The 13,611-nt window shown below is 55.1% G+C and carries 11 protein-coding genes; 8 read left to right on the top strand and 3 right to left on the bottom strand.

Annotated features, from left to right (window positions below):
• The first annotated feature begins 173 nt into the window (after positions 1 to 173).
• From ubiG to yfaE, 4 genes are all read left to right on the top strand, one after another.
• Positions 174 to 902, top strand: a complete 729-nt coding sequence (gene ubiG, locus ACMYSL_RS09135; protein ID WP_434662298.1) for a bifunctional 2-polyprenyl-6-hydroxyphenol methylase/3-demethylubiquinol 3-O-methyltransferase UbiG — start codon at positions 174 to 176, stop codon at positions 900 to 902.
• Positions 903 to 1,246: 344 nt separating this feature from the next.
• Positions 1,247 to 3,532, top strand: coding sequence for a class 1a ribonucleoside-diphosphate reductase subunit alpha (nrdA, locus tag ACMYSL_RS09130; RefSeq protein WP_181485520.1), 2,286 nt, complete (start codon positions 1,247 to 1,249; stop codon positions 3,530 to 3,532).
• Positions 3,533 to 3,633: 101 nt separating this feature from the next.
• On the top strand, positions 3,634 to 4,764 hold the full coding sequence (gene nrdB / locus ACMYSL_RS09125) for a class Ia ribonucleoside-diphosphate reductase subunit beta (RefSeq protein WP_110272321.1): 1,131 nt from the start codon (positions 3,634 to 3,636) through the stop codon (positions 4,762 to 4,764).
• A complete protein-coding gene (yfaE, locus tag ACMYSL_RS09120) occupies positions 4,764 to 5,018 on the top strand; it encodes a class I ribonucleotide reductase maintenance protein YfaE (protein ID WP_110272320.1) in 255 nt (84 codons plus the stop codon). Before nrdB ends, yfaE begins: the two co-directional genes overlap by 1 nt.
• 3 nt (positions 5,019 to 5,021) lie before the next feature.
• On the opposite strand, the gene ACMYSL_RS09115 is transcribed toward yfaE, so the two are convergent.
• A complete protein-coding gene (locus ACMYSL_RS09115; protein ID WP_434662295.1) occupies positions 5,022 to 6,212 on the bottom strand; it encodes an MFS transporter in 1,191 nt (396 codons plus the stop codon).
• Between the two features lie 184 nt (positions 6,213 to 6,396).
• On the opposite strand from ACMYSL_RS09115, the gene ACMYSL_RS09110 reads away from it, so the two are divergent.
• The 4 genes from ACMYSL_RS09110 (at position 6,397) to glpC (ending at position 11,443) form a co-directional block, all read left to right on the top strand.
• Complete coding sequence (locus ACMYSL_RS09110; protein WP_434662293.1) at positions 6,397 to 7,275, top strand: LysR family transcriptional regulator; 879 nt, start codon at positions 6,397 to 6,399, stop codon at positions 7,273 to 7,275.
• Between the two features lie 118 nt (positions 7,276 to 7,393).
• Positions 7,394 to 9,019 carry an anaerobic glycerol-3-phosphate dehydrogenase subunit A gene (gene glpA / locus ACMYSL_RS09105; RefSeq protein ID WP_434662292.1) on the top strand — a complete coding sequence of 542 codons (1,626 nt, stop codon included), beginning with the start codon at positions 7,394 to 7,396 and terminating at the stop codon, positions 9,017 to 9,019.
• Positions 9,009 to 10,268, top strand: coding sequence for a glycerol-3-phosphate dehydrogenase subunit GlpB (glpB, locus tag ACMYSL_RS09100; RefSeq protein WP_434662289.1), 1,260 nt, complete (start codon positions 9,009 to 9,011; stop codon positions 10,266 to 10,268). Before glpA ends, glpB begins: the two co-directional genes overlap by 11 nt.
• On the top strand, positions 10,265 to 11,443 hold the full coding sequence (gene glpC / locus ACMYSL_RS09095) for an anaerobic glycerol-3-phosphate dehydrogenase subunit GlpC (protein WP_434662288.1): 1,179 nt from the start codon (positions 10,265 to 10,267) through the stop codon (positions 11,441 to 11,443). The genes glpB and glpC overlap by 4 nt, the downstream gene beginning before the upstream one ends.
• 23 nt (positions 11,444 to 11,466) lie before the next feature.
• Here glpC and yfaU read toward each other — a convergent pair whose 3' ends face one another.
• Both yfaU and ACMYSL_RS09085 read right to left on the bottom strand, forming a co-directional pair.
• Complete coding sequence (gene yfaU / locus ACMYSL_RS09090) at positions 11,467 to 12,270, bottom strand: 2-keto-3-deoxy-L-rhamnonate aldolase (RefSeq protein WP_304260716.1); 804 nt, start codon at positions 12,268 to 12,270, stop codon at positions 11,467 to 11,469.
• Positions 12,271 to 12,284: 14 nt separating this feature from the next.
• Positions 12,285 to 13,574 carry an MFS transporter gene (locus ACMYSL_RS09085; RefSeq protein WP_112213022.1) on the bottom strand — a complete coding sequence of 430 codons (1,290 nt, stop codon included), beginning with the start codon at positions 13,572 to 13,574 and terminating at the stop codon, positions 12,285 to 12,287.
• Between the last annotated feature and the right edge of the window lie 37 nt (positions 13,575 to 13,611).

The following is a 13,611-nucleotide window of genomic DNA, read 5'->3' as shown; positions in this document are numbered from 1 at the left end:
TGCATCAAGGCGGCAAACGTAGGAGTCCCGATGAGCTTACTGCAGTAAGTGATTCGGGTGAGTGCGTGAAGCCAACGAAGAGGTAGTACGAAAGGCGACGGGTATATACGGTTTATTCATAGCGGTCTGCTGATATACTCGCGGGTCTGAACTGAAAAGGAGTAAAAGCGCCCATGAATGCCGAAAAACCGTCGGTGGCCCCCAACGTTGATCATAATGAAATCGCCAAATTTGAAGCTGTCGCATCGCGCTGGTGGGATTTAGAGGGCGAGTTCAAGCCATTACATCGCATCAACCCCCTGCGTCTTGGCTATATAGCAGAGCGTTCCGGCGGCCTGTTCGGCAAAAAAGTGCTCGATGTCGGCTGCGGTGGCGGCATCCTTGCAGAGAGCATGGCGCGCGAAGGCGCAACGGTGACCGGCCTGGATATGGGTTTTGAACCGCTACAGGTCGCCAAACTGCATGCGCTGGAGAGCGGAATTCAGGTCACCTATGTCCAGGAAACGGTTGAAGAGCACGCGGCGAAGCACGCTCAGCAGTATGACGTCGTCACCTGTATGGAGATGCTGGAGCATGTCCCTGATCCGCAATCCGTAGTTCACGCCTGCGCGCGATTAGTAAAACCAGGCGGCCAGGTCTTCTTCTCCACGATTAACCGTAACGGTAAAGCTTGGCTAATGGCGGTGGTAGGTGCTGAGTACGTTATGAAGATGGTGCCAAAAGGGACCCATGACGTGAAGAAATTCATTAAACCTGCGGAGCTAATTGGTTGGATTGATCAGACTATTCTGAAAGAGCAGCATATTACCGGCCTGCATTACAATCCACTGACCAACACCTTCAAGCTGGCACCCGGCGTTGATGTTAACTATATGTTGCATACAACAGCCAAAAGCGCATAACGTCAGCAGCTTTTCTTATGATGATTGCGCGGCATCAAGCCGCGTGATTTTTTCTTGCGATGAAGAAATCAGCACTCGATCAAATTTTCATTTTTTTTTCTGATTTATTGACATCTCTTCCAGGCCTTATGTGGCGTGGACTTAGCGATCATTACGCTTCCGCAACCTCAATTTAACCTCAAAATCAACTCTTGTACTCAAAAGAATCCTTACTAGAATACTCACCATATAGCGTTTCTTTTATCGACCACCCCCTACATATAGTATTTATCCACAGAGTTAGTCACAACGGCTATCTGTGGATAAGTGGGGGATATTTTCTTTCACGGACAGGTATAATCCACATGAATCAGAGTCTGCTGGTGACAAAGCGTGACGGTAGCACCGAGCGCATCAATCTCGACAAAATCCACCGCGTGCTGGATTGGGCGGCAGAAGGACTGAATAACGTTTCGATTTCTCAGGTAGAACTGCGTTCACACATTCAGTTCTATGACGGCATCAAAACCGCCGATATTCACGAAACTATTATTAAAGCCGCTGCGGACCTTATCTCCCGCGAGGCACCGGATTACCAGTATCTCGCCGCACGTCTGGCGATTTTCCATCTGCGTAAAAAAGCCTACGGCCAGTTTGAGCCGCCAGCGCTGTTCGATCACGTGTCAAAGATGGTGAAAAACGGCAAATACGATACTCATCTGCTGGAAGACTACACGGAAGAAGAGTTCAAGCAGATGGATTCGTTCATCGAGCACGATCGTGATATGACCTTCTCCTATGCTGCAGTTAAGCAACTGGAAGGGAAATACCTGGTGCAGAACCGCGTCACCGGCGAGATCTACGAAAGCGCGCAGTTCCTGTACATTTTGGTCGCCGCGTGCCTGTTCTCTAACTATCCGCGCGCAACCCGTCTGGACTACGTGAAGCGTTTCTATGATGCGGTGTCGACCTTTAAAATCTCGCTGCCCACGCCGATTATGTCCGGCGTGCGCACCCCAACTCGCCAGTTCAGCTCCTGCGTTCTGATCGAGTGCGGTGACAGCCTGGATTCCATCAATGCCACCTCCAGCGCGATTGTGAAATACGTTTCTCAGCGTGCGGGTATCGGTATTAACGCTGGCCGCATTCGTGCGCTGGGCAGCCCGATCCGCGGCGGCGAAGCGTTCCACACCGGCTGTATCCCATTCTATAAACACTTCCAGACGGCAGTGAAATCCTGCTCTCAGGGCGGCGTGCGCGGCGGTGCGGCAACCCTCTTCTACCCGATGTGGCATCTGGAAGTCGAAAGCCTGCTGGTACTGAAAAATAACCGTGGTACCGACGCTAACCGCGTTCGTCACATGGACTACGGCGTGCAGATCAACAAGCTGATGTACACCCGCTTGCTGAAAGGCGGAGATATCACCCTGTTCAGCCCATCCGACGTTCCGGGTCTGTACGACGCGTTCTTCGCCGATCAGGACGAGTTCGAGCGCCTGTACACCCAATATGAGCAGGACACCAGCATCCGCAAACAGCGGATCAAAGCCGTTGAACTGTTCTCACTGATGATGCAGGAACGAGCTTCTACTGGCCGTATCTATATTCAGAACGTTGATCACTGCAACACCCATAGCCCGTTTGACCCGACTGTCGCGCCGGTGCGTCAATCCAACCTGTGCCTGGAAATCGCTCTGCCGACCAAGCCGCTGGAAGACGTTAACGACGAAAATGGCGAAATCGCGCTGTGCACCCTGTCCGCTTTCAACCTTGGCGTAATTGATAGCCTCGATGAGCTGGAAGATCTGGCGGTGCTGGCGGTTCGCGCCCTGGATGCCCTGCTTGATTATCAGGACTACCCGATCCCGGCAGCCAAACGCGGCGCCATGGGTCGTCGTACGCTGGGCATTGGCGTGATTAACTTCGCCTACTATCTGGCGAAGCACGGCAAACGCTATTCCGACGGCAGCGCCAACAACCTGACGCACAAAACGTTCGAAGCCATTCAGTATTACCTGCTGAAAGCTTCTAACGAGCTGGCTATCGAGCAAGGCGCATGTCCGTGGTTTAACGAAACCACCTATGCGAAAGGCATTCTGCCGATCGATACCTATAAAAAAGATCTCGATGCTATCGTCAGCGAATCCCTGCACTACGACTGGGAAGCCCTGCGCGAATCGATCAAAACGCACGGCCTGCGTAACTCCACGCTCTCCGCGCTGATGCCGTCCGAGACCTCTTCGCAGATCTCCAACGCCACTAACGGCATTGAACCGCCGCGCGGCCACGTCAGCATCAAAGCGTCGAAAGACGGTATCCTGCGTCAGGTGGTGCCGGACTACGAAAAACTACAGAACGGCTACGAGCTGCTGTGGGAAATGCCGGGCAACGATGGTTATTTACAGCTGGTGGGTATCATGCAGAAGTTTATCGACCAGTCGATTTCTGCCAACACCAACTACGATCCGACGCGTTTCCCATCCGGGAAAGTGCCGATGCAGCAGTTGCTGAAAGACTTGCTCAATGCCTATAAATTCGGCGTGAAAACTCTGTACTATCACAACACCCGTGATGGCGCGGAAGATGCCCAGGATGACCTGGCGCCGTCCATTCAGGACGATGGCTGCGAAAGCGGCGCATGTAAGATCTAAGTTATTTTGCCGGGTGGCGTTACGCTTACCCGGCATACGGTTTTGTAGGCCCGGCAAACGAAGTGCCGCCGGGTGATACAATCTCAACAGGACTCACTTCAATGGCATATACCACTTTCTCACAGACTAAAAACGATCAGTTGCTTGAGCCGATGTTTTTTGGTCAACCGGTGAACGTCGCCCGCTACGATCAGCAAAAATATGACATCTTCGAAAAGCTGATTGAAAAGCAGCTCTCCTTCTTCTGGCGTCCGGAAGAAGTTGACGTTTCCCGCGACCGTATCGACTACCAGGCGCTGCCGGAGCATGAAAAACATATCTTCATCAGCAACCTGAAGTATCAGACGCTGCTCGACTCCATCCAGGGCCGCAGCCCGAACGTCGCTCTGCTGCCGCTGATTTCAATTCCGGAACTGGAAACCTGGGTTGAAACCTGGGCGTTTTCGGAAACGATCCACTCGCGCTCCTACACCCACATCATCCGTAATATCGTCAACGATCCGGCGGTGGTGTTTGACGATATCGTCACCAACGAGCAGATTCAGAAACGCGCGGAAGGGATCTCCAGCTATTACGATGAATTGATCGAGCTAACCAGCTACTGGCATCTGCTGGGCGAAGGTACGCACAGCGTTAACGGTAAAACCATCACCGTTAATCTGCGCGAACTGAAAAAGAAACTCTATATCTGCCTGATGAGCGTTAACGCGCTGGAAGCCATCCGCTTCTACGTCAGCTTCGCCTGCTCATTCGCCTTCGCCGAGCGCAAGCTGATGGAAGGGAATGCCAAGATTATCCGCCTGATTGCCCGTGACGAAGCGCTGCACCTGACCGGCACCCAGCATATGCTGAACCTGCTGCGTTCTGGCGTCGATGACCCGGAAATGGCGGAAATCGCCGAAGAGTGCAAGCAGGAGTGCTATGACCTGTTTGTCCTGGCGGCCCAGCAGGAGAAAGAGTGGGCAGATTATCTGTTCCGCGACGGTTCGATGATCGGCCTGAATAAAGATATTCTGTGCCAGTACGTCGAATACATCACCAACATTCGCATGCAGGCGGTCGGTCTCGATCTGCCGTTCCAGACCCGCTCCAACCCGATCCCGTGGATCAACACCTGGCTGGTGTCCGATAACGTACAGGTTGCCCCGCAGGAAGTAGAAGTCAGTTCTTATCTGGTCGGACAAATCGACGCAGAAGTCGATGCTGACGATCTGAGCAACTTCCAGCTCTGATGAAACGCATTTTTTTGAAGATTTCTGACACTCGCCTTGAGTGTCAGGATGAACACCCCTCCCTGCTGGCAGCCCTGGAATCGCATAACATCGACGTGGAGTATCAGTGCCGCGAAGGTTACTGCGGTTCCTGCCGCACGCGGCTGGTTGCCGGTCAGGTTGACTGGCTAACCGAGCCGCTGGCGTTTATCCAGCCGGGAGAGATTTTGCCCTGCTGCTGCCGGGCAAAAGGGGACATTGAAATTGAGATGTAATATTTAATGTACTTCGTGCGCGGAGACCAGCTTAACGTCACCGCGTTTTTTCATCTGCAGGATATACAGCGCGCCGGCAAGCACCACCAGCACCGCCCCCATCAGATAAATTGAACGATAGCCCACGCCATCCACCATCAAGCCCATAACAAAAGCACCCAGCGCCAGTCCCGCATCCATCGCATTAAAAAACAGTGAGTTCGCCACGCCGATTTTATGCGGCTCTACCGAACTGATGATCTGCGTCTGGAATATTGGCGTAACGGAACCGTAGCCAATGCCAATCAGCGCTCCAGATAAAACCATGGTGATGCTGCCATGGGTATAGCCCAGTACCACCAGGCCTACAGTGAATGCGAACAGGCAGGGATAAACCACATACTTCGGCCCCTTTTTATCACAGACGTTACCGGTGAAGGCACGGCAGATCATCAGAAATATGGCATAGCACAGCAGAAAATTACTCGCTGCGGCCATCAGATCTAATTCGCGGGCATACAGGGCAAGGAAAGCAGAAACGCCAGCATAGGCAAAGGTCATAAAGAAGGTGACCAGGGCAAACGGCATGGCTGCGCGATCGAGCATAGCAGCAAAACCCAGCTTCGGTTTTGAACCGTCGGCATGGCGAATCACCGGCGGCACGGCCACAATCAGCGCCAGCACGATGCTGACAATCGAGACGCCGGTGCACAACCAGAACGCTTCAATATACGCGCTATGCCGCGCCATATTCAGACCGATCCACGGTCCCACCACCATCGCCAGCCCCATCGCTAATGAGAAAAAACTGATGCCCTCTCCACGTCGGGAGGCCGGTATTAACCGCGCAGAAATCGTCCCCTTCACCGTTGTTATCACCCCAAAGGTGATCCCATGAAGCACGCGAATAAATAGCAATGCTTCGATAGAATGGCAAAGCGGATATAACGCAGTCACTACCAAAAAGGCCAGAGAAGAAAGCATCAGAACCGTTTTATTCGAATATTTCCCTACCCACTGCCCGGCAAACGGGCGAATAATAATCGCCGCGATCAGAAAACAGGTTACCAGCAGTCCGGCTTTGTCAGCGGTGGCATGCAAATTGTCGGCAATATAAATAGGAAGCAGCGTTAGCTGTACATAGAAAACAAAGAAGATAATAAAACTAATAATAGTTATTGCCCAAAAATCTTTCGTCCATAATTTCTCTTTCATCGATAAGCACCCTGTTTATACGGCGCGTAGCATCACATTCATCATCGATATCTAACGGATAAGTAGACTATCGACACAGATGATTGCGTACGTGATTTTGTGATTAAGCCTGTTGAAAAATTATATGAAAACACATTACATTAGTAAAATTAATCCTATTAATGACTTTGATTAGAAATCACTAATGACACTAACACAGATAAACGCTCTACTCATGGTGCTTGAATGCGGCGGGTTTACCGAGGCGGGAAAACGCCTGTACATGACCCAATCAGCCGTCAGTCAGGCGATTAATGCACTGGAAGAGGAGCTGGGAGTCGTAATTGTAGTACGCGAGCGGCGAAAGGCCATCACGCTAACGGCAGTCGGTGAACGGATTGTCTCCCATCTGCGACGGCTGGCGCATGAGGTCAACGCGGTGAAAGAAATCGCCGAACAGGAAAAACAGTCACCGTTACGATTACTGCGTATTGGCTGCTTCCCCAGTATTTGCGCCTGCATTTTACCGCAGGTGGTACGCTATTTTGAAACATACTACCCGCAGATTAAAATTATTCCCCACGAAGCCAACAGTACGGAAATTATTGAATCCCTGCGCCAGGATAAAATTGATATTGGTTTTGTTCACTCTCCGGTACCCAATATGTATTCCCTTCCGGTCTACAAAGATAAATTCACCGTCGTGGTTCCGGAAAACCACCCGTTTGCACAGCGCGACTCCGTAAAGCTTGAAGATCTCTTCAGCGAGCCGTTAATTACCAGTACAGGCCGCTATGAGCTAAGTATTATGGCGTTATTTAAAGAGCACAATATTACGCCCGAGATTAAATATGAATTCAACCACCCGGCAACGGCCATCAGTTTTATCCGCCAGGGACTGGGCATCGCGCTGCTCCCCGAACTGACGCTCAAAGCGCTGGAGCATCCGCTGCGTTCCGTGGCCCTGGAGCCAGCCTTTTATCGACATATTTCTCTTATTGCCAACCACCCTCCAGTAACGGGCAGCCCCTTGCAGATACTCAATGAGTGCCTCCATCAACTGGTCACAGAAGGTAAAATTTAAACGATCCGCTGCACAAAACGGCAAAAGATTTTCGTTTTGAGTTCGAATATGCTCGATATCAAACAAAAATAAATAAATACGTGCCTTAATGATGTAAAACGAACATCGGGGGCACAGAATGAATTCTGCCAACTCAGACTTCGAGGTCATTATCATTGGCGGCGGCGCAACGGGTGCCGGAATTGCGCGCGACTGCGCGCTGCGCGGACTGAAGGTGGCGCTGGTTGAGCGTTATGATATCGCCACCGGCGCAACCGGCCGCAACCATGGATTGCTGCATAGCGGCGCGCGCTATGCGGTCACCGATAGCGAATCAGCGCGGGAGTGCATCAGCGAAAACCGCATTTTACGCCGCATCGCCCGCCACTGTATTGAACCGACCAGCGGATTGTTTATCACTCTTCCCGAAGACGACCTGGCCTACCAGCAAACCTTTATTACCGCCTGTCAACAAGCGGGTATCGATGCCAATCCTCTGACGCCTTCCGAGGCGCTGCGCATTGAGCCTGCGGTCAACCCAACGCTGCTCGGCGCGGTGCAGGTTCCTGACGGCACCGTCGACCCGTTCCGCCTCACTGCCGCCAATATGCTGGATGCTCGCGAGCATGGCGCCTTGATTTATACCGGCTGCGAAGTGACAAGTCTGCTGCGCAATGGCGATACCGTCAGTGGCGTACAGCTCTACAACCACTCACAGCGTCAGACGCAGACTCTACGCGCCAGCGTGGTGGTTAACGCTGCCGGGATCTGGGGGCAGCGCATCGCCGAATATGCCGACCTGCGCGTCGCCATGTTCCCGGCTAAGGGCTCGCTGCTCATCCTCGACCATCGCATTAACCAGCAGGTTATCAACCGCTGCCGTAAACCTGCCGATGCCGATATCCTGGTCCCCGGCGATACCATCTCGCTGATTGGTACCACCTCAACGCACATCGCTTACGATGAGATTGATGACAATCGGGTCACCGCCGCCGAAGTTGATATTCTACTGCGCGAAGGCGAAAAGCTGGCCCCGGTACTGGGCCGCACTCGGGTACTGCGCGCCTACTCCGGCGTGCGCCCGCTGGTCGCCAGCGATGACGACCCGAGCGGACGTAGCGTCAGCCGCGGCATCGTTCTGCTCGACCACGCCGAGCGCGACGGTCTGAAAGGCTTTATTACCATTACCGGCGGCAAGCTGATGACCTATCGCCTGATGGCGGAATGGGCCACCAATGCCGTATGCCGCAAGCTCGGTAACGCCGTCGCCTGCACCACCGCCGACACGCCGCTGCCGGGCTCGCAAGAACCGACGGAAACCACCCTGCGCAAAATTATCTCTTTACCCGCGCCGCTACGCGGGTCGGCTATTTACCGCCACGGCGACCGCACCCCGGCATGGCTTGGCGATAGCCGTCAGCACCGCAGCCTGATCTGCGAATGCGAGGCGGTCACCGCCGGAGAAGTTCAGTACGCGGTAGAAAATCTGGCGGTAAATAACCTGCTCGATTTACGCCGCCGTACCCGGATTGGCATGGGAACCTGCCAGGGCGAGCTTTGCGCCTGCCGCGCCGCCGGACTGCTCCAGCGTTTCAACGTCACCACCTCCGCCCGCTCGCTAACGCAGCTGTCCGAATTTCTCAACGAACGCTGGAAAGGCGTGCAGCCCGTGGCCTGGGGCGATGCGCTACGCGAAAGCGAATTCACCCGCTGGGTCTATCTCGGCCTGTGCGGGCTAGAAAAGGAGCATCAGGATGAAGTTTGATTGCGCGATTATCGGCGGCGGACTCGCCGGACTCCTGTGCGGACTGGCGCTAAACCAACGAGGCCTGCGCAGCGTGATTATCAGCCGTGGTCAGAGTGCACTGCACTTCTCTTCCGCCTCGTTGGATTTACTCTCCGCGCTGCCGAACGGCGAAACCGTCACCGATGTCGCTCACGGTATCGGCCAGTTAACAAATCAGCTTCCCGAACACCCTTATGCCAGACTTGGCGTTGAACAGGTCATGGCGTACGCCGCGCAAACCCAGAGTCTGCTCGCTTCTTGCAATATCGCTATGCAGGGAGATGCCAGCCAGCCGCATCTGCGGGTCACACCGTTAGGCACGCTACGCGCGGCCTGGCTTTCACCGCAGGAGATCGCCACCGCGCCGCTGCCAGCCCGTCAGGTTGGCCTGGTCGGCATCAGCGGTTTTGCCGATTTTCAACCGCATCTGGCCGCCGCCTCCCTGAATCAGAACGGCATCAGCGCCACTGCGCAAGAGATTGATTTACCGCTGCTCGACGTCCTGCGCGATAACCCGTCCGAATTTCGCGCCGCCAATATTGCCCGCCTGCTGGATGATGAAACCCACTGGCCCGCGCTGCTGACGGCGCTTCGTCCGCTGGCGCAACAACACGACCTGCTAATCATGCCCGCCTGCTTCGGCCTCGCCGACGACCGCTTGTATCGCTGGCTCCAACAGCGTCTGCCCTGCCCGCTTCGCCTGCTGCCCACTCTGCCGCCGTCGGTGCCAGGCATGCGTCTGCACGCTCAGCTCCAGCGTCATTTTATCCGTAGCGGCGGCATCTGGCTTACCGGCGACGAAGCGGTCAATATCAGCCACCAGGACGGCCTTGTTAACGCAGTCTGGACGCGCAACCACGGCGATATCCCACTGCGCCCGCGCTTCACGGTGCTGGCCAGCGGCAGCTTTTTTAGCAATGGGCTGGTCGCCGAACGAAACGGCGTGCGGGAGCCGATTCTTGGCCTCGACCTTCAGCAGACGCTGCCGCGCGAAAGCTGGTATCAACGGGACTTTTTTGCCTCGCAACCGTGGCAGCGCTTCGGCCTGAAAACGGATGCCACCCTGCGCCCGCAGCTTCAGGGTGAGCCGCTGAAAAACCTGTTCGCCATTGGCTCTGTGCTCGGTGGTTTTGATGCTATCGAGCTGGGATGCGGCGGCGGCGTCTGTGCGGTGACGGCGCTACACGCCGCGAAGCTAATCAGCGAGCTTGCCGGAGGTGAATCATGAACGACACCCGATTCGAACACTGTATTAAATGCACCGTTTGCACCACGACCTGTCCGGTCAGTCGGGTCAATCCGCGCTATCCGGGGCCAAAACAGGCCGGCCCGGACGGCGAACGCCTGCGACTGAAAGACGGGGCGCTTTACGACGAAGCGTTAAAATATTGCATCAACTGCAAACGCTGCGAGGTGGCCTGCCCTTCAGATGTCAAAATCGGCGATATTATCCAGCGGGCACGCATCCAATACAGCCAGCAAAAGCCGACATTACGCGATGCGATCCTCAGTCATACCGATCTAATGGGGACACTCTCCACGCCGTTTGCTCCACTGGTCAACGCCGCCACCGGGCTGATGCCGGTACGCCGGATTCTGGATGCGGCGCTCAAAATTGACCATCGCCGCACGCTGCCCAAATATGGCTTTGGCACCTTCCGCCACGCCTTTCGTCAACTGGCCGCCCAACAGGCGCAGTACAGCGAGCAGGTGGCGTTCTTTCACGGCTGCTATGTGAACTACAACTATCCTCAGCTCGGCAAAGATCTGGTTCATGTACTGAATGCGATGGGCATCGGCGTTCAACTGCTCAGCAAAGAGAAGTGCTGCGGCGTGCCGCTGATTGCCAACGGTTTTTTTGCTAAAGCGCGTAAACAGGCGCTGAGCAACGTCACCGCGATGCGGGAAAATAGCCTGCCGATTGTCGCCACGTCATCAACCTGCACCTTTACCCTGCGCGATGAATATCCGCACGTGCTTGATATCGACAACCACGACATTCGCGATCGAGTCGAGCTGGCAACCCGCTGGATCTGGCGTCAACTGGATGCGGGTCGGCCTCTGAAGTTAAAACCGCTGCCGCTGAAGGTGGTTTACCACACGCCTTGTCATATGGAGAAAATGGGCTGGTCGCTGTATACCCTTGAGCTGCTGCGGCTAATCCCCGGATTGCAGCTTGAAGTGCTCGACTCCCAGTGCTGCGGGATCGCCGGAACCTACGGGTTTAAGTCGGAGAACTACGACTCATCGCAGGCGATTGGCGCACCGTTGTTTCGGCAAATTGAAGAGAGCGGCGCTGACCTGGTGGTAACCGATTGCGAAACCTGCAAGTGGCAAATTGAGATGTCCACCAGCAAACGCTGCGAACATCCCATCACCCTACTGGCGCAGGCGCTGGCCTGAGGTCAGCGCCTGCGGTGGGGAGACTAGTAGCTCCCCTTTCCCTCCGCCTGTTCAGATACCGGTTTGAACATCGCCAGGCGCTTATCCAGTGCGCTGGTATAGAGGTTGGTATCGACGCCCACGGCAACAAAATTTGCCCCCCAGGCCAGCGCTTTGTGCGCCATCTCCGGGTCGACGGCCAGGAATCCGGCTGCTTTTCCGGCCTCGCGAATACGCCGGATGCTCTGCTCAATGATCCGCTGCACCTCCGGGTGACCGGCGTTATCCGGATACCCCAGCGAGGCCGATAAATCCGCCGGGCCGATAAACACGCCGTCAATGCCTTCCACTTCGAGGATCGCATCCAGATTATCGAGCGCCGTTTTGCTCTCCACCTGAATCAGCAAACACAGCTCATCGTTAGCCTGCGCCATATAGTTTTCCACTCGCCCCCAGCGCGCTGCACGAGCGACCCCGGCCCCTACTCCGCGCGTACCCACCGGCGGATAGCGAGTTGCCGAAACAATATCTCGCGCCTGTTCGGCGGTATCGACCATCGGGATCAATAGCGTTCTGGCACCAATATCCAGTACCTGTTTAATCAGGCTACGATTGCCCTCTACCGGGCGAATCACCGGCTGGCTGGCGTAGGGGGCGACCGCCTGTAGCTGGTGGTAGAGATCCTGAATGGTATTTGGCGCATGTTCACCATCAATCAGCAGCCAGTCGTAACCCGAGGTGGCGGCGATCTCTGCCATATAGGAAGAGGTCGAGCTCAGCCACAGGCCAATTTGCGTTTCTCCCTTCAATAATCCCGCTTTAAATGGGTTCGATAAAATTGCGTTCATAGTTCTCCCTTAAATTAATGCTGTACGCTGCCAGCCTGCGGCACCGTGCGATTAACGCGCAGTGAAAAGATAATAACAACCCCAACAATCGCCACGCAGGCGAGCGTCAATAATCCGGCAGAATTGCTGGCAAAAATCGTTTCGGCCTGGACGCGAATAATCGGCGCCAGGAAACCACCAATCGCACCGAACAGGTTCACGAAGCCGATGCCTGCGGCCAACGCGGTGCCGGACAACAATTGCGTCGGCATGGTCCAGAAAACCGGCTGCACGGCAATCACGCCGACCGCCGCCACGCACAGCGCGATAATCGCCAGTACCGGTGACACCAGCCCGGAGACCGCAATACCGATCGCCGCCGCCAACAGGGTGAATGCCGCGATGTTACGGCGCTCTCCGGTGCGGTCGGAGTAACGCGGGATAAACCAGGTGCCAAACAATGCCGCAACCCACGGAATCGCCGTCACCACCGAGGCAAAGAATCCCACTTTGGTGCCCAGCAGAGCGGCAACCTGAGTCGGCAGAAAGAAAATCAGACCATACACCGCCACCTGAATCGTCAGGTAGATAATGGCGAGCTGCCAGACGCGTCCATTGCGCAGCGCATCGGACAGCCGCGACGTGACCTTTTTCTCCTCTTCGCTGGCAAGCTGGCTAATCAACGCCTGCTTTTCAGCGGCAGTCAGAAAACGTGCGCTTTGCGGCGTATCATCAAGCCAAAAGAAGGTAAAGAACCCGGCGCCAACCGCCAGCAGCCCTTCGATAACAAACATCCAGAACCAGCCGGGGTGCCCCATAAAACCGTGCATTTCCAGCAGCGCGCCGGAGAGCGGTGAGCCCAGCGTTAACGCCAACGGTGCGCCCATATAAAACAGCCCCATAATGCTGGCGCGGTTTTGCTGAGGGAACCATTGCGAAGTCAGATAGATCATGCCAGGGAAGAAGCCCGCCTCGGCGGCACCGAGTAAAGTGCGCACCAGCAGAAATTTCGTTTCCGTATCCGCCCAGGCCATCGCCGCAGACAGAACGCCCCACAGCAGCGTGGTGCAGCCGATCCACTTTTTCGCGCCGAATTTACGCATCAACAGGTTAGCGGGTACCCCCAAAAAGGCGTACACCACAAAGAAAATCCCCGCTCCCAGCGCATAGGCTTCGTTGCTTAGCCCGGTATCCAACTGGTAGGTCTCTTTGGCAAAGCCAATATTCGAACGGTCAAGAAATGCGAGCACGTAAAGCGCCAGCATAAAGGGAATCAAACGGGCGCGGCTTTTCTTCACCACGCTCTCAAGCAAGGTGTTGCTCATCGTAATATCCTCAAAAATGGGCCGCACATCAGCGCTG

This window comes from Klebsiella sp. MISC125, assembly GCF_051131775.1.
Lineage (GTDB): Bacteria > Pseudomonadota > Gammaproteobacteria > Enterobacterales > Enterobacteriaceae > Klebsiella.
Note: the sequence above shows the minus strand (reverse complement) of the source record. Positions and strands in the feature narration are given on the sequence as shown.

What these genes read in the sequence shown, in the direction of transcription:
- ubiG (WP_434662298.1), top strand. Translation starts at nt 174, where the DNA reads ATGAATGCCGAAAAACCGTCGGTGGCCCCCAACGTTGATCATAATGAA.
- nrdA (WP_181485520.1), top strand. Translation starts at nt 1,247, where the DNA reads ATGAATCAGAGTCTGCTGGTGACAAAGCGTGACGGTAGCACCGAGCGC.
- nrdB (WP_110272321.1), top strand. Translation starts at nt 3,634, where the DNA reads ATGGCATATACCACTTTCTCACAGACTAAAAACGATCAGTTGCTTGAG.
- yfaE (WP_110272320.1), top strand. Translation starts at nt 4,764, where the DNA reads ATGAAACGCATTTTTTTGAAGATTTCTGACACTCGCCTTGAGTGTCAG.
- ACMYSL_RS09115 (WP_434662295.1), bottom strand. Translation starts at nt 6,212, where the DNA reads ATGAAAGAGAAATTATGGACGAAAGATTTTTGGGCAATAACTATTATT.
- ACMYSL_RS09110 (WP_434662293.1), top strand. Translation starts at nt 6,397, where the DNA reads ATGACACTAACACAGATAAACGCTCTACTCATGGTGCTTGAATGCGGC.
- glpA (WP_434662292.1), top strand. Translation starts at nt 7,394, where the DNA reads ATGAATTCTGCCAACTCAGACTTCGAGGTCATTATCATTGGCGGCGGC.
- glpB (WP_434662289.1), top strand. Translation starts at nt 9,009, where the DNA reads ATGAAGTTTGATTGCGCGATTATCGGCGGCGGACTCGCCGGACTCCTG.
- glpC (WP_434662288.1), top strand. Translation starts at nt 10,265, where the DNA reads ATGAACGACACCCGATTCGAACACTGTATTAAATGCACCGTTTGCACC.
- yfaU (WP_304260716.1), bottom strand. Translation starts at nt 12,270, where the DNA reads ATGAACGCAATTTTATCGAACCCATTTAAAGCGGGATTATTGAAGGGA.
- ACMYSL_RS09085 (WP_112213022.1), bottom strand. Translation starts at nt 13,574, where the DNA reads ATGAGCAACACCTTGCTTGAGAGCGTGGTGAAGAAAAGCCGCGCCCGT.